Origin of the sequence: Pseudomonas sp. TTU2014-080ASC (assembly GCF_001446935.1) — a bacterium.
Taxonomy (GTDB): Bacteria; Pseudomonadota; Gammaproteobacteria; order Pseudomonadales; family Pseudomonadaceae; genus Aquipseudomonas.
Genome location: NZ_LKKK01000002.1, coordinates 222,643 through 241,922 on the forward strand (window position 1 = coordinate 222,643; position 19,280 = coordinate 241,922).

The 19,280-nt window shown below is 53.0% G+C and carries 17 protein-coding genes; 12 read left to right on the forward strand and 5 right to left on the reverse strand.

Translation table 11 applies throughout. The features are described 5' to 3' along the window. The first annotated feature begins 109 nt into the window (after positions 1-109). Entirely contained in the window at positions 110-1,261 is a 1,152-nt protein-coding gene (locus AO726_RS06595) for a GGDEF domain-containing protein (RefSeq protein ID WP_058067283.1), read from the forward strand. Positions 1,262-1,334: 73 nt separating this feature from the next. Here AO726_RS06595 and AO726_RS06600 read toward each other — a convergent pair whose 3' ends face one another. From AO726_RS06600 to dnaA, 5 genes are all read right to left on the reverse strand, one after another. Beyond that, a complete protein-coding gene (locus AO726_RS06600; RefSeq protein WP_152987253.1) occupies positions 1,335-1,976 on the reverse strand; it encodes a hypothetical protein in 642 nt (213 codons plus the stop codon). 172 nt (positions 1,977-2,148) lie between these two features. Beyond that, positions 2,149-4,566: a DNA topoisomerase (ATP-hydrolyzing) subunit B gene (gene gyrB, locus AO726_RS06605; protein ID WP_058067285.1), complete on the reverse strand. Its 2,418-nt coding sequence runs from the start codon at positions 4,564-4,566 to the stop codon at positions 2,149-2,151. 4 nt (positions 4,567-4,570) lie between these two features. Further along, positions 4,571-5,674 (reverse strand): DNA replication/repair protein RecF, encoded by a 1,104-nt coding sequence (recF, locus tag AO726_RS06610; RefSeq protein ID WP_058067286.1) that lies wholly within the window; start codon positions 5,672-5,674, stop codon positions 4,571-4,573. 159 nt (positions 5,675-5,833) lie between these two features. Next, on the reverse strand, positions 5,834-6,937 hold the full coding sequence (gene dnaN, locus AO726_RS06615; protein WP_058067287.1) for a DNA polymerase III subunit beta: 1,104 nt from the start codon (positions 6,935-6,937) through the stop codon (positions 5,834-5,836). Positions 6,938-6,969: 32 nt separating this feature from the next. Next, complete coding sequence (dnaA, locus tag AO726_RS06620; protein WP_058067963.1) at positions 6,970-8,454, reverse strand: chromosomal replication initiator protein DnaA; 1,485 nt, start codon at positions 8,452-8,454, stop codon at positions 6,970-6,972. 525 nt (positions 8,455-8,979) lie between these two features. On the opposite strand from dnaA, the gene rpmH reads away from it, so the two are divergent. The 11 genes from rpmH to atpB all read left to right on the forward strand — a co-directional run bounded on the left by rpmH (position 8,980) and on the right by atpB (position 19,259). Beyond that, a complete protein-coding gene (rpmH, locus tag AO726_RS06625) occupies positions 8,980-9,114 on the forward strand; it encodes a 50S ribosomal protein L34 (protein WP_003246698.1) in 135 nt (44 codons plus the stop codon). A gap of 12 nt (positions 9,115-9,126) precedes the next feature. Beyond that, positions 9,127-9,531 (forward strand): ribonuclease P protein component, encoded by a 405-nt coding sequence (rnpA, locus tag AO726_RS06630; protein WP_058067288.1) that lies wholly within the window; start codon positions 9,127-9,129, stop codon positions 9,529-9,531. Further along, positions 9,524-9,769 (forward strand): membrane protein insertion efficiency factor YidD, encoded by a 246-nt coding sequence (yidD, locus tag AO726_RS20920; RefSeq protein WP_082629077.1) that lies wholly within the window; start codon positions 9,524-9,526, stop codon positions 9,767-9,769. Before rnpA ends, yidD begins: the two co-directional genes overlap by 8 nt. 2 nt (positions 9,770-9,771) lie before the next feature. Next, on the forward strand, positions 9,772-11,520 hold the full coding sequence (gene yidC / locus AO726_RS06635; protein ID WP_058067289.1) for a membrane protein insertase YidC: 1,749 nt from the start codon (positions 9,772-9,774) through the stop codon (positions 11,518-11,520). A 75-nt stretch (positions 11,521-11,595) separates the two neighbouring features. Further along, a complete protein-coding gene (gene mnmE / locus AO726_RS06640; protein WP_058067290.1) occupies positions 11,596-12,963 on the forward strand; it encodes a tRNA uridine-5-carboxymethylaminomethyl(34) synthesis GTPase MnmE in 1,368 nt (455 codons plus the stop codon). A 620-nt stretch (positions 12,964-13,583) separates the two neighbouring features. Next, positions 13,584-15,476, forward strand: coding sequence for a tRNA uridine-5-carboxymethylaminomethyl(34) synthesis enzyme MnmG (gene mnmG / locus AO726_RS06645; protein WP_058067964.1), 1,893 nt, complete (start codon positions 13,584-13,586; stop codon positions 15,474-15,476). After that, complete coding sequence (rsmG, locus tag AO726_RS06650) at positions 15,476-16,132, forward strand: 16S rRNA (guanine(527)-N(7))-methyltransferase RsmG (protein WP_058067291.1); 657 nt, start codon at positions 15,476-15,478, stop codon at positions 16,130-16,132. The genes mnmG and rsmG overlap by 1 nt, the downstream gene beginning before the upstream one ends. Positions 16,133-16,136: 4 nt before the next feature. After that, positions 16,137-16,925 (forward strand): ParA family protein, encoded by a 789-nt coding sequence (locus AO726_RS06655; RefSeq protein ID WP_058067292.1) that lies wholly within the window; start codon positions 16,137-16,139, stop codon positions 16,923-16,925. Positions 16,926-16,935: 10 nt separating this feature from the next. Next, positions 16,936-17,808 carry a ParB/RepB/Spo0J family partition protein gene (locus AO726_RS06660; protein ID WP_058067293.1) on the forward strand — a complete coding sequence of 291 codons (873 nt, stop codon included), beginning with the start codon at positions 16,936-16,938 and terminating at the stop codon, positions 17,806-17,808. Positions 17,809-17,965: 157 nt separating this feature from the next. Further along, positions 17,966-18,373 (forward strand): F0F1 ATP synthase subunit I, encoded by a 408-nt coding sequence (locus AO726_RS06665; RefSeq protein WP_058067294.1) that lies wholly within the window; start codon positions 17,966-17,968, stop codon positions 18,371-18,373. 16 nt (positions 18,374-18,389) lie between these two features. Beyond that, positions 18,390-19,259 (forward strand): F0F1 ATP synthase subunit A, encoded by an 870-nt coding sequence (gene atpB / locus AO726_RS06670; RefSeq protein ID WP_058067295.1) that lies wholly within the window; start codon positions 18,390-18,392, stop codon positions 19,257-19,259. Positions 19,260-19,280: the final 21 nt, after the last annotated feature.

Here is a 19,280-nt window from a genome sequence, read left to right on the forward strand (position 1 = left end):
GTATAGCTCTCAATTAATGCTTATTTACTGGACGTTAGTACACCAATCGTTAATCTAGAGGATAAGAATCTGTTCTCATCAAAATGATGTTGTCAGAGCAACTATAAAAATGATCGCTCATACACAAACACTTTTCGGCTCGATGGCGCTGGTTGCAGTGATCACGGGTATCTGCCTAATCCTCGCCGGCCAGTTCAACCGACGTGACGGCACTCTCACCATCGGTCTGGGCATGCTCTCCCATGCCTTGGCTTACATCTGTTTCACTCTGTTCGGTCAAGCTAGCTTGTGGGTCAGCTACGCCTTGGGCAACACACTACTGTCCACAGCCCTGGCCCTGTACTGCCTTAGCATTCCGTTAATCCGAGGACACCATCCGCCCTGGCGTCTGGTCCTGGCATTTCCAGTCCTGCAACTGCTGCTGCTCACCCTATTGATCGATACTCAGGCTCCCCGTCAGTTAGTAGCCTGCGCCGTCCTACTGTCGCAGTGCGCCATCATCATGAGATACAGCCTTCGCTACGCTCTGCCTAATGGCAGAGCGCATCGCGTGCTGATCATCGGCTGCCTGATCAGCCTTGCTGGCTTAGGTATTCGCGTAGTGGTCATCCTCAGCGGAGCACCGGTGGAGATGCACTACGACGTCAGCAACCTGAAGCAGACCATCTCGATTGCCATTGGCGCTGTGACCATCATCATGCTGTCCTTCGGATTGGTTCTGATGTCTCGGGAGCGCATTGAAGCCGACCTGCAAAAAACCGCCTTGCGTGACCCGTTAACGGGGACTGAGAACCGCATGTCCATCCTCCACAATCTGGAGGAGGAGGTCGCCAGAAGCCGACGCAGCGGCACGCCTCTATCGATTGCTATGCTCGACCTCGACTACTTCAAGCAGATCAATGACCGCTATGGCCATCTCGCTGGCGACCATGTTCTGCGCCACTGTGTACAGCACCTGCAGCAGAGACTACGTAGTACCGATAAGCTCGGGCGCTATGGCGGTGAAGAGTTTCTGCTGATTCTGCATGGCACCGATGCCCTTGGGGCTCTCGACCTCGTGGATGACCTGCGACAATCCCTGGCACGTAACCCGGCTCAGATAGGAGATACCCAGATTCCTATCAGTTTTAGCGCAGGCATTTGCAGCTTCACTCCCACGGAGGAGATAGACGTTACCAACATGCTGCTTCGGGCAGACACAGCACTCTACAAAGCCAAAAACTCCGGACGAAACACCCAAGTGCTGGCTGATACCATCTAAACAATCAGGCATAAAAAACGGGCCTCACGACCCGTTTTTTATACTCAACGCCAATGTTCCACATGGAACATCATCACTGCTGCACAACCTTAGCTGCATGCCGACGCAGCAGAAACGTCCTAAGCATCAAAACAACAGACATTGCCAACTGAAGTGCCAAAGCCCCCATCGCAATAAAGACACCATCACGTTCGTACACAATAGGCTGTCCCGCACTCTTTAACAGAGCCTCAGCCTGGACCTTTGAACTGTTCCAGATGTTGGTATAGAACAGCTGTACGTCATTGACGTGGAAGTATGCGCCCCAGGTTTCGTAATAGCCGCGATGGCTTTCCCCGACATAGCGGCTGTATTCATCCCAGAAACCATCCTGATTACTCAGCTTCCAGCTCGGCGCATCGAAGGCTGCCTGACGCGCAGCCCATAACTCACCTTCTTCCGACAGGTTATGCGCGAACACCAACACACCAGCAATCATCACTATTGGCAAAAGGCTTAACCTGCTCGCAATATCCGCTCGCAGCTTGTCAGCCAAAAGCGCAAACAAAGCGACCAACAACGCAATGCCATAGCAAACGAAACTGTGCGGCGTGACGATGCTGTAGGTGTACCCATGATTCGTATTCACCACTGGGAAGTACGCGACAGCGGCTACGAATGCCGCCGCACTAAGCCCCATAAACAGAGCCAAAACTGATATCGCTGTAGTACGCACAAATAACTCCATTGCTCGCAATATATTTGTGAAAAGTAAGGTGTTCCACGTGAAACATACCCGCTCTTAAATAAGACGGCTACAAACCTCAGCAAGTTAAAAGCAATCTACTGAGCATAAAAAACCCGGCTCTAAAGCCGGGCTTTTTAGCCACGCTACCGCTATCTAAGGATCAGAAGTCCAGGTTAGACACAGCCAACGCGTTGGTCTCGATAAAGTCACGACGTGGCTCTACCGCATCCCCCATCAGGGTGTTGAAGATCTGGTCTGCTGCAATCGCATCTTCGATCCGAACCTTGAGCATACGGCGGACTTCCGGGTCCATCGTGGTTTCCCACAATTGTTCCGGGTTCATCTCACCCAACCCCTTATAGCGCTGAATGCTGTGACGCTTGGTGCTTTCAGTCATCAACCACTCAAGTGCCTCTTTGAAAGTGCCGACATGCTTCTTACGCTCTCCGCGCTGCACAAATGCACCGTCTTCCAGCAGGTTATTCAGCTTACTGCCCAGGGTGGTTACCGTGCGGTAATCGTTACTGGCAAAGAAGTCGCGGTTAAAGGTGATGTAGCTCGAAACGCCGTGAGAAATCAGCTCGACCTCAGGCAACCACAGATGGCGCTCCTGGTCTTCGCGCAGGTTGGTTTTATAGACCAGCCCGGACTTCTCCATACCCTTGAGGCGAGCATCCAACTTACCTAACCAGGATTCCATAAGGGCTTTGTCAGCAAGTTGCTCAGGCTCAACGCGATCGAGGTAAACAAAGTGCTCGGTCAACTCAATCGGGTACAGACGCGACAGGCGCTTAAGCGTCTTCATCACACCACGGAATTCGTTAACCAGCGTTTCCAGAGCCTCACCTGACATACCCGGCGCGCTTTCATTCACATGCAGGCTGGCGTCTTCAAGAGCCGACTGGGTCATGTATTCTTCCATGGCCTCGTCGTCCTTGATGTATTGCTCCTGCTTGCCTTTCTTCACTTTATAGAGTGGCGGCTGAGCGATGTAGATGTAGCCACGCTCGATCAGCTCAGGCATCTGACGGAAGAAGAAGGTCAGGAGCAAGGTGCGGATGTGCGAACCGTCAACGTCAGCATCGGTCATGATGATGATGTTGTGATAACGCAATTTGTCGATGTTGTATTCCTCACGCCCGATACCACAGCCCAGTGCAGTAATCAGGGTGCCGACTTCCTGAGAGGAGAGCATCTTGTCGAAGCGGGCCTTCTCAACGTTAAGGATCTTACCCTTAAGCGGCAGAATGGCTTGAGTCCTGCGGTTGCGGCCCTGCTTGGCAGAACCGCCCGCGGAGTCACCCTCCACGATGTACAGTTCGGAAAGCGCTGGGTCTTTCTCCTGGCAGTCAGCCAATTTACCCGGTAGTCCTGCGATATCCAGTGCGCCCTTACGGCGAGTCATTTCACGGGCTTTACGGGCGGCTTCACGGGCACGCGCAGCGTCGATCATTTTGCCGACTACAGCCTTAGCTTCGTTGGGGTTCTCCAGCAGGAAGTCAGCAAAGTACTTGCCCATTTCCTGTTCAACTGCGGTTTTAACCTCAGAAGACACCAGCTTGTCTTTAGTCTGCGAGCTAAATTTCGGGTCCGGTACTTTCACCGAAATAATCGCTGTCAGGCCTTCACGGGCGTCATCGCCAGTGGTGGAAATCTTGTGCTTCTTGGCCAGACCTTCCTGCTCAATGTAGTTGTTCAGGTGGCGGGTGAGGGCAGAGCGGAAGCCCGCCAAGTGGGTGCCACCATCACGCTGTGGGATGTTGTTGGTGAAACACAGCAAGCTTTCGTTGAAGCTGTCGTTCCACTGCAACGCCACTTCAACACCCACGCCATCATCCCGCTGAACGCTGAAGTGGAAAACTTGGTTGATCGCAGTTTTGTTCTGATTCAAGTACTCAACGAAGGCACGCAGGCCCCCCTCATACTTGAACAGCTCTTCTTTACCGGTGCGCTCGTCACGCAGCAGGATACCAACACCTGAGTTGAGGAAGGACAACTCACGCAGACGCTTCGCAAGGATGTCCCAGCTGAAGTGAATGTTGGCGAAGGTTTCTTCTGACGGCTTGAAGTGAATCTGCGTACCAGTCGTCTCACTGTCACCAACCGGGGTGATTGGTGCCTGGGGAACGCCGTGATGGTAGGTCTGTTCCCAGATTTTTCCAGCACGGCGAATGGTCATCACCAGCTCTTTCGACAGGGCGTTAACTACAGACACACCCACGCCATGCAGGCCGCCGGAGACCTTATAGCTGTTGTCATCGAACTTACCGCCTGCGTGCAGAACGGTCATGATCACTTCTGCTGCCGAAACGCCTTCGTCTTTGTGGATATCGACGGGAATACCACGGCCGTTATCACGAACCGTGATGGATTCGTCCGGGTGGATGGTGATAACGATTTCACTGCAGTAGCCAGCCAGAGCTTCGTCAATCGAGTTATCGACCACCTCGAACACCATGTGATGCAGGCCGCTGCCATCGTCTGTATCGCCGATGTACATACCAGGTCGCTTGCGTACGGCATCCAGGCCCTTAAGGACCTTAATATTATTGGAGTCGTACGTTGGGTTGTCGCTCATGCCTTCACTCCCGGTGGTCGTGGGTCTGGGTGATACCACCATGTTCCACGTGGAACATGGTAACTGGCGTATCCGTGCGCCAGCCTTCCCTCAACAATTCATGATCTACACAGGTAATAAATACCTGGCAGTGCAAGTCTTCTAACAATCGGCACAAGGCACGACGGTGATGCTCATCCAGCTCAGACGGTAAGTCATCCACCAGATAGATGCATTGGCCGTGCTTGGCCTCATTCAACAAGTGCCCTTGCGCTATACGCAGAGCGCACACTACTAATTTCTGCTGCCCGCGTGAGAGAATCTCAGCCGCATTATGTTGGCCCAGTCTCAAACGCAGATCAGCACGCTGCGGCCCGGCTTGGGTATGCCCGATTTGTTGATCCCTCTGCAAGGTCGAGGAGAGCACATCACTTAATGCTCGATCCTTATCCCAACCGCGGTAATAACTTAGGGTCAGACCTTCAAGCTCTACGAGCTCGCTCAGCGTCTTTTCAAAAACAGGTTTAAGCGCCTGAATGTAAGCTCGCCTATAGCTATCAATCTCATCACTAGCCAGGCACAACTCACGGTCCCAGGCCGCTTGTGATGCGGCGTCAAGTGTACCATGTCGTAGCCATGAGTTCCGCTGACGCAGGGCCTTCTGTAAACGCTGCCACGCAGAGAGAAATCGTTGTTCCACGTGGAACACTCCCCAATCCAAAAATTGCCTGCGAATTTTTGGAGCCCCTTCAAGCAAACGAAAACTGTCCGGATTGATCAACTGAAGCGGAAGGGCTTCTGCCAGCTGGGAAGCGCTACGCGCATTCTGACCATCAATGCGAATTTGAAATTCCCCCTGACGATCACGCGAAATACCAAGATTAGCCTGACGACCATCCGCCATTTGCACTTGGCCAAACACCGTACAGGCGGGTTGTTCATGCTGAATGACAGGCATCAGTCGCGTGCTTCGAAACGAACGGGCCAGCCCCAACAGATGAATTGCTTCAAGCACGCTGGTTTTTCCGCTGCCGTTATCGCCGGAAAGGATGTTAATGCGCGGAGAAGGAGAGAGCGTTACAGGCTGCAAATTACGTACAGCGGTAATCGTGAAACGAGTAAGAGCCATTAACAACCAGACTGTGTGAAATGATAGTGAGGGTAAGCTAAAGACCGCCAAATAAAAAGGCGAGCCGCGCAGGGATAAACACCACCTGTTTGGCTCGCCTTTGAAGTTTACTGAACGTGATTATCCGTCACTCAGCACACCTCGAATCAACGCCTCAAATCACAGACGCATCGGCATCACTACATACGAAGAGTCATCATTGCCGGCCTCTTGCAACAGCGCACTGCTGTTAGCATCCGAGAGAATCAAACGTACTTGTTCGGTGGTCATCACGCTCAACACATCCAGCAGATAGCTGACGTTGAAGCCGATTTCCAACGCGCTTCCCTTGTAATCCACCGCAATTTCTTCTTCAGCCTCTTCCTGCTCTGGGTTGTTAGCCTGAATTTTCAACAGACCGGATTCCAGTTGCAGACGGATGCCGCGGTATTTTTCGTTGGAAAGAATCGCAGTACGACTAAAGGCTTCACGCAGCCCCTGGCGATCCGCAACCACCAGCTTGTCACCGCCGCGAGGCAGCACACGCTCGTAATCCGGGAATTTGCCGTCGACCAGCTTAGAGGTAAAGGTGAATTCGCCGGTAGTAGCACGGATGTGATGCTGTCCGAGAACAATGCTTACCATGCCGTCTTGCTCAGTCAGCAGACGCGCCAGTTCGAGAATACCCTTGCGCGGAACAATGACCTGATGGCGTTCAACCTGCTGAATATCAGCCTCCATCGAGCACATCGCCAAGCGGTGGCCGTCAGTGGAAACTGCACGAAGAATACCGGTTTGTACTTCAAGCAGCATACCGTTGAGGTAATAACGAACGTCCTGCTGGGCCATGGCAAAGCTTGTGCGTTCAATCAGACGACGCAATTTGCTTTGCACCAAATTAAAGGTCAGAGAACCTGGACCTTCCTCGACAGTAGGGAAATCGTTAGCAGGCAGTGTCGAAAGCGTGAAACGGCTACGGCCAGCCTTAAGCAGAAGCTTCTGATCATCAATGCGAATATCGATAAGCGCATCAGTCGGCAGGCTCTTACAGATATCCATCAGCTTACGAGCCGGAACAGTGATCTCACCGGATTCAGCCGGTTCTTCAAGAGTCACCCGCCCGACCAGCTCAACTTCCAGATCGGTACCGGTCAAAGACAGCTGCTGGCCTTCAACTACCAGCAGCACGTTAGACAGTACCGGCAAGGTCTGGCGGCGTTCCACGACGCCTGCGACCAGTTGCAGAGGTTTCAACAAGGCTTCGCGTTGAATAGTGAAATGCATGGTCTAGTCCCTTGCCTAGTGGAATTGCGTAATTAGGTTGTCAGTGTACGCAGTAGGTTCTTGTAATCTTCGCGAATATCCGCGTCAGATTCTTTAAGTTCAGCAATCTTACGGCATGCATGCAAGACCGTAGTATGGTCGCGACCGCCGAAAGCATCGCCGATCTCAGGCAAACTGTGGTTAGTCAGCTCTTTCGACAAGGCCATCGCCACCTGCCGTGGCCGTGCGACAGAACGTGAACGGCGCTTTGACAGCAGATCGGAAATCTTGATCTTGTAATACTCAGCCACAGTACGCTGAATATTATCGATGCTGACCAACTTATCCTGCAAAGCCAGCAAGTCCTTGAGCGACTCACGAATAAGCTCGATGGTAATGTCACGTCCCATGAAGTGCGAGTGGGCGATTACGCGCTTAAGCGCGCCCTCCAGTTCACGCACATTAGAACGAATACGTTGCGCAATAAAGAAAGCCGCATCATGAGGCAACTCAACTTTTGCCTGATCCGCCTTCTTCATCAAAATCGCAACGCGGGTTTCCAACTCTGGCGGCTCAACCGCCACCGTCAGGCCCCAACCAAAACGTGACTTCAGCCGCTCTTCAAGACCTTCAATTTCTTTCGGGTAGCGGTCACTGGTGAGAATTACCTGTTGGCCACCCTCAAGCAGGGCGTTAAAGGTGTGGAAAAACTCTTCCTGAGAACGCTCTTTTTTAGCGAAGAACTGAATATCGTCAATTAACAGAGCATCGACCGAACGGTAGAAACGTTTGAATTCGTTAATCGCGTTCAGTTGCAACGCCTTGACCATGTCCGCGACGAAACGCTCGGAATGTAGATAAACCACTTTCGCGTTCGGGTTTCTCTGCAGCAGATGGTTACCCACAGCATGCATCAAGTGGGTTTTACCCAAACCAACGCCACCATAAAGGAACAGCGGGTTGTAACCGTGCTTCGGGTTATCCGCCACTTGCCAGGCAGCAGCACGAGCCAATTGGTTGGATTTACCTTCAACAAAGTTATCAAAGGTAAAGGTGCGGTTCAGGTAGCTGGTGTGTTTCAGGCCACCTTCAACCTGAACTGTTCGCTCTGCGCGCACTGGCTGCGACGCAGCAGCAGAACCTGCCATAGAATCAAAGCTGGCGCGGGAAGGCTCGCTAGGCGACATATCCACAGGCGCGGGCTCTTCAACAGCAGGAGCTGTGATTACAGGTGCCGGTGCTGGCGTTGGAGTCACCACGTTGGGTGTTAATGCCGGACGCGGAACACTGCTGCGCTTACTGCCTATTAATAGAGAAAGTGAAGGCACCATCCCGCCACTACGCTCTGTGAGTAACTCGAGAAGACGACCAAGGTACTTCTCATTCACCCAATCAAGAACAAAGCGGTTAGGCGCGTACACGCGAAGTTCACCACCTTCTGCGTCTACCTGCAGCGGGCGAATCCAGGTGTTGAATTGTTGAGCCGGCAGCTCATCACGCAGAAGCTCGACGCACTGCTGCCAAAGTTCCACAGACACGGACATCCCCTAAATCAATAAGGCACAAGGCCAAAAACAGCAGCCATTGTAACGATCCAGAGCAAAGTTATCCACATGAAAACCCGATATGAGCCAAGGAAAATCAAAGCCTTAGTTAAAAACCTGGAGGCTCTCAATTAGAAAATATTCATTGTGGATAAATATCCCTCAGGTCACTTCATAAGACTGGGTATAAGCCCGTGAAAAATCTGCCTGTGGATAAAATATCGTTCCATCCTCAGCTATTCATCAGCTTCCACACATGCGCAGCACCTCTTTCTGACAGATTTACACATCCTTGAAAGCTGCATACTTACTGGCCTTTAGTGACTTATGCACAGCTGAACCGCAGTGCAATAGCTTCTAATTCTTCAAAAAAGCTTTAAATATTCCTTTTTTTAATATTTCTACTGATCGGGAAATAACTGGTTGGAAATTGACCTACACCTGTCCTTTCAAATAGAATCGCCGGTCTCTTAAAACGGGGGCCATTCCGGCCCGTAGTCGATCACCAGGTAACGCACCATGAAACGTACTTTCCAACCAAGCACTATCAAACGCGCTCGCACTCACGGTTTCCGTGCTCGCATGGCTACCAAAAACGGCCGTGCTGTCCTGTCGCGTCGTCGCGCCAAGGGCCGTAAGCGTCTTACCGTTTAATTATTCGGTCTTGTGGTGAGTCGAGACTTCGGTCGGGAAAAGCGTCTGCTCACTCCCCGACAATTCAAAGCGGTATTCGACTCCCCTAGCGGCAAAGCTCCGGGCAAGAATGTCCTGCTGCTTGCGCGCAACAATGAGCTTGATCATCCCCGTCTGGGGCTTGTGATCGGCAAGAAGAGCGTCAAGCTCTCTGTTGAGCGCAATCGCCTGAAACGCCAGATCCGCGAATCGTTCCGTCTGAATCAAGAAAACTTGAAAGGATGGGACATCGTGGTGATTGCGCGTAAAGGATTAGGTGATCTGGAAAACTCTGAGCTGGCCTATCAGTTCGGTAAACTCTGGAAACGCCTCGAGCGCAGCAAAGCCAAATCGGAGTCAGCCGCCACTTCCGGGGTGAACGACAGTCCCCATGCGTAAACTGGTTTTGCTTCCTATCCAGTTCTACCGATATGCCATCAGCCCCTTGATGGCCAGTCACTGTCGTTTCTACCCAAGCTGTTCTTGCTATGCGCAGGAAGCCATTGAACAACATGGCGTCCTGCGTGGTAGCTGGTTGAGTGTGCGTCGGCTCGGACGCTGCCACCCTTGGAATCCTGGTGGTTACGACCCGGTTCCTCCTGCAAAAAACTCCCGTTCCCCTTCGATGGCCGAATAATCATGGATATTCAACGTTCGATCCTGATCGTCGCCCTGGCAATCGTGTCCTATATGATGGTCCTTCAATGGAACCAGGATTACGGTCAAGCAGCGCTGCCGACAGATGTTGCCGCTAATAGCAGTACGACCATCCCCGGATTACCGGATACCCCGACTGCATCTTCATCGTCTGCAGCAGCTGACGATATTCCGAGCGCCAACACCACGGTTGAGGCCAGCACCGTTAGTGCTGTACCTGCCACCAATGATCAACTGATCCGTGTACGCACTGATGTACTCGATCTGGCGATCGATCCACGCGGTGGTGACATCGTGCAACTGCGTTTGCCGCAGTACCCACGTCGTCAGGATCGCCCGGATGTGCCATTCCAGCTGTTTGATAACGGTGGTGAACGTCTGTATCTGGCTCAAAGCGGTCTGATCGGCAGCAATGCACCGGATAAATCCAGCGGCCGTTCCCTGTGGACAACTGAAAAGAGCAGCTATGAACTGGCGGAAGGTCAGGATCAACTCACAGTTGATCTGAAACTGTCCGAAGGTGACGTCAATTACACCAAGCGCTTTACCTTTAAGCGCGGCCTGAATGCTCAGTGCTCAAGCAAAGAACAGCAGCAGAAGAAACCAGGTTGTGTTGACCCGTCTGCGTATCAGGTAACTGTTAGTTATTTGATCGATAACCAGAGCGGCAGCACCTGGAGCGGCAACATGTTTGCCCAACTCAAGCGCGATGACAGTGGTGATCCATCATCAACCACTGCCACCGGCACTGCGACTTACCTCGGTGGTGCTGTCTGGACGCCGGAAGAACCGTACAAAAAAGTGTCGATGAAAGACATCGACAAGCAAACCTTTAAAGAATCTGTCCAAGGAGGTTGGGTTGCCTGGCTCCAACATTATTTCGTTACTGCCTGGATCCCAAGCAAAGACAACACCAACCAGATTCAGACCCGCAAAGACAGTCAGGGTAACTACATCGTCGGCTTTACCGGCCCGGCCCTTCAGGTTGCTGCCGGCGCTCAGGGTGAAACCAGCGCAATTCTGTATGCCGGCCCGAAACTTCAAGGACATCTGAAAACTCTGTCACCAGGTCTTGAACTGACCGTTGACTACGGTTTCCTGTGGTTCCTGGCTCAGCCGATTTTCTGGCTGCTGGAAGTTATCCACAGTCTGCTGGGTAACTGGGGCTGGTCTATCATTTTCCTGACAATCATTATCAAGTTGATCTTCTTCCCGCTCTCCGCAGCCAGCTATCGCTCGATGGCCCGTATGCGCGCCGTTGCTCCGAAACTGGCACAACTGAAAGAGCAATTTGGCGATGATCGCCAGAAGATGTCTCAGGCGATGATGGAGCTGTACAAGAAAGAGAAGATCAACCCGCTGGGTGGTTGCTTACCAATACTTGTGCAAATGCCGGTTTTCCTGGCCCTGTACTGGGTACTGCTGGAAAGCGTGGAAATGCGCCAAGCTCCATGGCTGCTGTGGATAACTGACCTGTCGATTAAGGATCCGTTCTTCATTCTGCCACTGATCATGGGGGCGACCATGTTCATCCAGCAGCATCTGAACCCAACACCTCCGGATCCAATGCAGGCACGGGTGATGAAGATGATGCCGATCATTTTCACCTTCTTCTTCCTGTGGTTCCCGGCTGGTCTGGTGCTGTACTGGGTCGTCAACAACGTCCTGTCGATTGCCCAGCAGTGGTACATTACCCGCAAGATCGAAGCCGCCAGCAACTCAGCTAACTGAGTGCTATACGCTTCTAAGCTGTAACAAACGCCCCTTAACCGGGGCGTTTTGCTATGTCTGATCAGGAGATAAAAGATGTCCACAGCCCTTGAAACCATTGCAGCGGTTGCCACTGCCCAAGGCCGTGGCGGTGTGGGCATTGTTCGCGTATCAGGCCCCAAAGCCTCTGAGCTGGCTAAAGCCATCTGCCAACGTGAGCTGAAACCCAGGTATGCACATTACGGCCCCTTCTACGCAGATCAGGAACTGGTTGTAGACGAAGGATTGGCGCTGTACTTCCCAGGCCCTCATTCATTCACCGGCGAAGATGTACTGGAACTGCAGGGCCATGGCGGCCCGGTCGTCCTGGATCTATTGCTGCGCCGCTGTGTACAACTTGGAGCACGCTTGGCCAGGCCAGGCGAATTCAGTGAGCGAGCCTTTCTCAACGACAAACTGGATCTGGCTCAAGCAGAAGCTATTGCCGACTTGATCGAGGCCAGTTCCGAACAAGCAGCACGAAATGCACTGCGCTCGTTGCAGGGTGAGTTCTCACGGCGTGTGCATAACTTGACTGAAAGGCTGATCAACTTACGCATCTATGTTGAGGCAGCCATTGATTTCCCCGAGGAGGAGATCGATTTCCTCGCGGATGGTCATGTCCTCAGCATGCTTGAAGCAGTGCGCAACGACTTGGCTTCAGTGCTGCGTGAGGCCGGGCAAGGCGCACTGTTGCGTGACGGCATGACGGTGGTGATTGCCGGTCGCCCCAATGCAGGTAAGTCCAGCCTGCTGAATGCACTGGCCGGTCGTGAGGCCGCCATCGTGACAGATATTGCCGGAACTACCCGCGATGTCCTGCGTGAACATATCCACATTGATGGGATGCCCCTGCATATTGTGGATACAGCAGGTTTGCGTGATACAGAAGACCATGTGGAACGAATTGGTGTAGAACGCGCGGTAAAAGCCATTGCGGAAGCCGATCGGATTCTGCTGGTTGTGGATACAACGGCCGAAGAGGCTGCAGATCCATTCGCCTTGTGGCCGGAGTTCCTCGAACAACGGCCAGCTCTCGACAAAGTGACCTTGATCCGTAATAAGGCGGACCTCTCAGGGGAACAAGTAAACCTGGAAACCAGTGAAGACGGGCATGTCACCATCAGCCTGTCCGCCCGCTCAACAGAAGGGCTGGATTTACTCAGGGAGCACCTCAAAGCCTGTATGGGTTATCAACAGACTTCTGAGAGTAGTTTCAGCGCGCGGCGTCGCCATCTGGATGCCCTACGCCAGGCCGGTTCCTACCTGGAGCATGGTTATGCACAGCTCACCCTGGCAGGTGCGGGCGAACTACTGGCCGAAGACCTGCGCATGGCCCAGCAGGCTTTGGGGGAAATTACCGGTGCATTCAGCTCTGATGACCTACTTGGGCGCATCTTTTCCAGTTTCTGTATCGGCAAGTAATACGTTTATCCACAGCACTGCTGCCATTTGATCTGACTGATCGGCAGCATGCTGTTATGTGTGCTTTCAATCTCCCCCCCTCATCGCTGTAAGCATTCCTCTCGCTAACCACTGCTCCAACAGTCTCATCTCCATGACCGGAATGGGAATGGGAATGGGAATGGGGCTTTCCTGCGTCTGTCAAAAGCAGATATCGACAATTCACAGGGGAAAATAAGCCCTGTGGAAAAGTAACACTGAACTCAGTCCATAACCCTGAGCCAAACCAGAGGATAAAACCACCTGTGGATAAGTTGATCATTGATACACACGATACTTACCGCATCCAAACAAGCAAATGGCAGGATCAGCACAGGGTTTTAAAATGCTGTACATAGCGTAAAACAAGGGCTGTATAAAACTATCCACAGAAAACGGCTGAGTAAGAATAAACATATAAACAAGCTCTTTTAAAAAATTGACCTTTTATTCTTTATTTGCCGGATACCTTGCGAACAGACCAGTTGGCTATTTTTTGTTCAGAAGGCTTCATTCACTAGAGGTAAGTGCCTATACTTGCGGTCTTCCCAGCTTTTCACTCCAAAAGCCCCCCAAAACTCTCAACAGGCACGAGGTGCGTGGTGGATTTCCCTTCCCGTTTTCAGGTGATCGTCATTGGTGGCGGTCATGCAGGCACTGAAGCCGCATTAGCGGCAGCACGCATGGGTGTGAAAACCCTGCTGCTGACACATAACGTGGAAACCTTGGGGCAAATGAGTTGCAACCCGGCGATTGGCGGTATTGGTAAAAGTCATCTGGTCAAAGAGATCGATGCGCTTGGCGGTGCCATGGCTCTCGCCACTGATCGCGGTGGTATCCAATTTCGCGTTTTGAATAGCCGCAAAGGCCCAGCTGTACGCGCTACGCGTGCACAGGCAGATCGCATTCTCTATAAAGCGGCCATCCGTGAAATTCTGGAGAACCAACCCAACCTGTGGATATTTCAGCAAGCCGCTGATGACCTGATTGTTGAGAATGGTGAAGTCAAAGGCGTTGTTACACAGATGGGGCTGCGCTTCTTAGCCGATTCTGTGGTTCTCACGACCGGTACGTTCCTCGGTGGACTTATCCACATCGGACTGCAGAATTACTCCGGTGGTCGTGCGGGCGATCCACCTTCTATCGCATTGGCTCATCGCTTACGCGAATTGCCACTGCGCGTTGGCCGCCTGAAAACCGGCACTCCTCCACGGATCGACGCCCGTTCTGTGGATTTCTCGGTGATGACCGAGCAGCCTGGCGATACACCGCGCCCAGTCATGTCATTCATGGGTAAGGCTGAACACCAGCCACGTCAGATCAGCTGCTGGATTACCCACACCAATGCACGCACACATGAAATCATCGCGGCGAACCTTGATCGCTCGCCCATGTATTCAGGCGTGATCGAAGGTGTAGGCCCACGCTATTGCCCGTCGATCGAAGACAAAATTCATCGTTTCGCAGAAAAGGACAGCCACCAGGTGTTCATTGAGCCGGAAGGCCTGACCACCAACGAGCTGTACCCAAACGGGATATCCACATCCTTGCCGTTTGATGTGCAGTTGCAAATTGTCCACAGCATCCGCGGTATGGAAAACGCGCACATCGTGCGTCCAGGCTATGCCATCGAGTATGACTACTTCGATCCCCGCGATCTGAAGTACAGCCTGGAAACCAAAGTGATTGCCGGTTTGTTCTTCGCCGGACAAATCAACGGCACAACCGGTTACGAAGAGGCCGGTGCACAAGGTTTGCTCGCCGGTTGCAACGCAGCGCTGCGTGCACAGGGCAAAGACAGCTGGTGTCCGCGCCGTGATGAAGCGTACATCGGTGTGCTTGTGGATGACCTGATTACCCTGGGTACACAAGAGCCTTACCGGATGTTCACATCCCGTGCCGAGTACCGCCTGATTCTGCGTGAAGACAACGCCGACCTGCGTCTGACCGAAAAAGGTCGGGAGCTGGGATTGGTGGACGACGAACGCTGGGCGGCCTTTGAAGCCAAGCGAGAAGGCATCATTCAGGAAGAACAGCGCCTGAAAAGCACCTGGGTTCGTCCAAATACAGAACAGGGGGATGCCATTGCACAGCGCTTTGGCACACCGCTTAGTCACGAATACAACTTGTTGAGTCTGCTGTCCCGACCGGAAATCGACTACTCCAGCCTAGTGTCAATCACCGGCGGCGCTGAAGTTGATCCGCAGGTCGCGGAGCAGGTCGAAATTAAAACCAAATATGCCGGTTACATTGATCGCCAACAGGATGAAATTACACGCTTGCGCGCGAGTGAAGGTACAAAACTGCCAGACGATATTGATTACGCAATGATTTCCGGATTGTCCAAAGAGATTCAGCACAAGCTCGGTAATGCTCGCCCGGAAACCCTGGGCCAGGCATCCCGTATTCCCGGTGTCACACCTGCTGCAATCTCGCTGTTACTGATTCACCTGAAAAAACGCACTGCCGGTCAGCAGTTGGAGCACAGCGTCTGATGTCGTTGGTTACAGAACGTCATTCTGCAGAATTGACGCAAGGGGCTCTGGAGTTGGGGATAACTCTGAGCCCGAAACAACATGAGCTGCTGTTGGCCTACTTGGGGCTGCTAATCAAGTGGAACAAGGCCTACAACCTGACTGCGGTACGCAATCCGGATGAAATGGTTTCGCGCCATCTGCTCGATAGCCTGAGCGTGGTCCCTTACGTCGAGGTGGCTGGGGATAACTGGCTGGACGTTGGTAGTGGCGGTGGGATGCCGGGTATTCCGCTGGCGATCATGTTTCCCGAGCGCCAATTCACCCTGCTGGACAGCAATGGCAAGAAAACTCGCTTCCTGACCCAGGTAAAACTGGAGCTGAAACTGGATAATCTGCAAGTTATCCACAGTCGGGTCGAAGAGTTCAGACCTGAGCAGCCGTTCAAGGGAATTTGCTCCCGGGCATTCAGCTCCCTGGAAGACTTCAGCAACTGGACGCGTCATCTCGGAGATATCCACACCCAGTGGCTGGCCATGAAAGGTGTGCATCCGGACGATGAACTGCAAGCCTTGCCGCATGATTTCAGTCTCAGTGCGACGCATGTCCTGAAGGTTCCCGGTTGCCAAGGGCAGCGGCATCTGCTGATACTGCGTCGCTCGGCTCAGGGGGAATAGCAGCATGGCCAAGGTATTTGCAATTGCCAATCAGAAAGGCGGTGTGGGTAAAACTACAACCTGCATCAATTTGGCTGCCTCTCTGGTAGCAACCAAGCGCCGCGTGCTGTTGATCGACCTTGATCCACAGGGCAACGCGACCATGGGCAGTGGTGTGGATAAACACAACCTGGAGCATTCGATCTACGACGTATTGATCGGAGAATGCAACCTGGTTGAAGCCATGCAGTTCTCTGAGCATGGCGGTTACCAACTGCTCCCGGCTAACCGTGACCTGACTGCCGCCGAAGTGTCCTTGCTGGAAATGGACATGAAAGAGCATCGCCTACGTGATGCCCTGGCGCCGATTCGCGAGAATTACGATTACATCCTCATCGACTGCCCCCCGGCGCTGTCCATGCTGACCATCAACGCGCTGACGGCTTCAGATGGTGTGATAATCCCGATGCAATGTGAGTATTACGCCCTGGAAGGTTTGTCAGATTTGGTTAACAGCATTCAGCGCATTGCCGAGTTGCTCAACCCGAATCTGAAGATCGAAGGTCTGTTGCGCACGATGTATGACCCGCGTATCAGCCTGACCAACGAAGTATCGGCACAGCTCAAACAGCATTTCGGTGACAAACTGTACGATGCTGTCATCCCGCGTAACGTGCGCCTGGCTGAAGCGCCAAGCTTCGGTATGCCAGCGCTGGTGTACGACAAATCATCCCGTGGGGCCATTGCCTATCTGGCGCTGGCCGGTGAGCTGGTACGCCGTCAGCGTGCCAAACCCCACAAAGCAACTGCATAAGGAAACTCAGATGGCTGTCAAAAAACGTGGACTTGGGCGGGGACTGGATGCGCTGCTGGGCGGCACTACCGTCAGCGCACTTCAGGAGGAAGCCGCCAAGGTCGACAGCCGCGAACTGCAATACCTGCCACTGGATCTGATTCAACGCGGCAAATACCAGCCGCGTCGGGATATGGATCCGGCTGCGCTTGAAGAGCTGGCCAGTTCAATCAAGACTCACGGCGTCATGCAGCCTATCGTGGTCCGCCCTATCGGTGGCGGACGTTACGAAATCATTGCCGGGGAACGCCGTTGGCGTGCAAGCCAACAGGCAGCTGTGGATAAGATTCCAGCCATGGTCCGGGAACTTTCGGATGAAAGCGCTATCGCAATGGCACTGATTGAGAACATCCAGCGTGAGGATCTCAATCCAGTCGAGGAAGCGATGGCACTGCAGCGGCTGCAACAGGAGTTTCAGCTGACACAGCAGCAGGTTGCCGATGCGGTTGGCAAGTCCCGGGTTACCATCAGCAATCTTCTGCGTCTGATTGCCCTGCCGGACGAAATCAAAACACTGCTTTCCCATGGCGATCTGGAAATGGGACATGCCCGCGCATTGCTCGGACTGCCTCTGGAACAACAGGTTGAAGGCGCGCGACATGTTGTCGCACGAGGCCTCACCGTACGCCAGACCGAAGCCTTGGTACGTCTGTGGCTCAATACCAAGGAAAAACCGGCAACCACCACCAAGGCTGATCCGGACATTTCTCGTCTGGAGCAGCGACTGGCAGAGCGGCTGGGCTCTCCGGTGCAAATCAAGCATGGCAACAAGGGTAAGGGCAAACTGGTGATCAGCTACAGTTCGCTGGATGAACTACAGGGCGTGTTGGCCCACATTCGCTGAAACAATTAGTTCTGTAGCACTAATCAGAAAAGACTACCGACCAGTTGAATGGGGGGGGAACCCCCCCTATACTTTGCGCGCTTTCGTCGGCACAAAATATGCCAAGTTATTGATTTCGTAGTGCCGACACCCGAAGTTCAGCTTTCAGGAATTTAAGATGGACGTTCGCACGCCGAATCGCTTGCCCTTCCATCGTTTGGCTGTATTTCCGGTGCTGCTGGTGCAACTGTGCGTAGTGCTGTTGTCGGCACTGGTTCTGTGGCAGTGGCAAAGCAGCGTTGCAGGATATTCAGGGTTGTGTGGAGGCCTTATTGCCTTCCTGCCCAATGTGTACTTTGCCCATAAGGCGTTCCGCTTCAGCGGAGCAAGGGCAGCCCAGGCAATCGTCCGGTCTTTTTATGCCGGCGAGGCGGGCAAATTGGTTTTAACGGCAGTGCTCTTTGCACTGACTTTTGCAGGAGTAAAACCACTGGAACCGCTGGCTGTATTCGGCGTGTTCTTTCTGACCCAAATGGTCAACTGGTTTTCCCCTTTGCTGATGAAAAGAAGACTTTCGAGACCTTAGGGCGTTTGAGGCAACCATGGCAGAAACAACCGCTTCGGGCTATATCCAGCACCACTTGCAGAACCTGACTTTCGGTCAGCATCCTACCAATGGCTGGAGCTTTGCTCACACTGCTCAAGAAGCACAGGAAATGGGCTTTTGGGCTTTTCACGTAGACACCCTGGGCTGGTCTGTTGCCATGGGTCTGATTTTCCTTTTCCTGTTCCGCATGGCGGCCAAGAAAGCAACTTCAGGTCAACCGGGTGGACTGCAGAATTTCGTAGAAGTTCTGGTCGGCTTCGTAGACGGCAGTGTTAAAGACAGCTTCCACGGCAAGAGCGCGGTAATTGCGCCACTGGCTCTGACTATCTTTGTCTGGGTCTTCCTGATGAACGCCATCGACCTGATTCCGGTTGACTGGATTCCTCAGCTGGCTGTGCTGATCTCCGGTGATTCGCACATTCCGTTCCGTGCAGTACCGACTACTGACCCGAACGCCACGCTGGCCATGGCTTTCTCGGTATTTGCCCTGATCATCTTCTACAGCATTAAAGTTAAAGGCATTGGCGGTTTCCTCGGCGAACTGACCCTGCACCCGTTCAGCAGCAAGAACATCTTTGTTCAGATCCTGCTGGTACCGGTTAACTTCCTGCTGGAGTTCGTAACTCTGATCGCCAAGCCGATTTCTCTGGCTCTGCGTCTGTTCGGCAACATGTATGCCGGTGAGCTCGTGTTTATCCTGATCGCTGTGATGTTTGGCAGTGGTCTGCTCTGGCTCAGCGGCCTGGGCGTTGTACTGCAGTGGGCATGGGCTGTGTTCCACATTCTGATCATTACCCTGCAGGCGTTCATCTTCATGATGTTGACCATCGTCTATCTGTCGATGGCGTGTGAAGATAGCCACTAATAGCACCCAGGTGCTTGCAGT

What these genes read in the sequence shown, in the direction of transcription:
- AO726_RS06665 (WP_058067294.1), top strand. Translation starts at nt 17,966, where the DNA reads ATGGACGTTCGCACGCCGAATCGCTTGCCCTTCCATCGTTTGGCTGTA.
- yidD (WP_082629077.1), top strand. Translation starts at nt 9,524, where the DNA reads ATGCGTAAACTGGTTTTGCTTCCTATCCAGTTCTACCGATATGCCATC.
- recF (WP_058067286.1), bottom strand. Translation starts at nt 5,674, where the DNA reads ATGGCTCTTACTCGTTTCACGATTACCGCTGTACGTAATTTGCAGCCT.
- mnmE (WP_058067290.1), top strand. Translation starts at nt 11,596, where the DNA reads ATGTCCACAGCCCTTGAAACCATTGCAGCGGTTGCCACTGCCCAAGGC.
- rsmG (WP_058067291.1), top strand. Translation starts at nt 15,476, where the DNA reads ATGTCGTTGGTTACAGAACGTCATTCTGCAGAATTGACGCAAGGGGCT.
- AO726_RS06660 (WP_058067293.1), top strand. Translation starts at nt 16,936, where the DNA reads ATGGCTGTCAAAAAACGTGGACTTGGGCGGGGACTGGATGCGCTGCTG.
- rpmH (WP_003246698.1), top strand. Translation starts at nt 8,980, where the DNA reads ATGAAACGTACTTTCCAACCAAGCACTATCAAACGCGCTCGCACTCAC.
- atpB (WP_058067295.1), top strand. Translation starts at nt 18,390, where the DNA reads ATGGCAGAAACAACCGCTTCGGGCTATATCCAGCACCACTTGCAGAAC.
- yidC (WP_058067289.1), top strand. Translation starts at nt 9,772, where the DNA reads ATGGATATTCAACGTTCGATCCTGATCGTCGCCCTGGCAATCGTGTCC.
- AO726_RS06655 (WP_058067292.1), top strand. Translation starts at nt 16,137, where the DNA reads ATGGCCAAGGTATTTGCAATTGCCAATCAGAAAGGCGGTGTGGGTAAA.
- gyrB (WP_058067285.1), bottom strand. Translation starts at nt 4,566, where the DNA reads ATGAGCGACAACCCAACGTACGACTCCAATAATATTAAGGTCCTTAAG.
- AO726_RS06595 (WP_058067283.1), top strand. Translation starts at nt 110, where the DNA reads ATGATCGCTCATACACAAACACTTTTCGGCTCGATGGCGCTGGTTGCA.
- dnaN (WP_058067287.1), bottom strand. Translation starts at nt 6,937, where the DNA reads ATGCATTTCACTATTCAACGCGAAGCCTTGTTGAAACCTCTGCAACTG.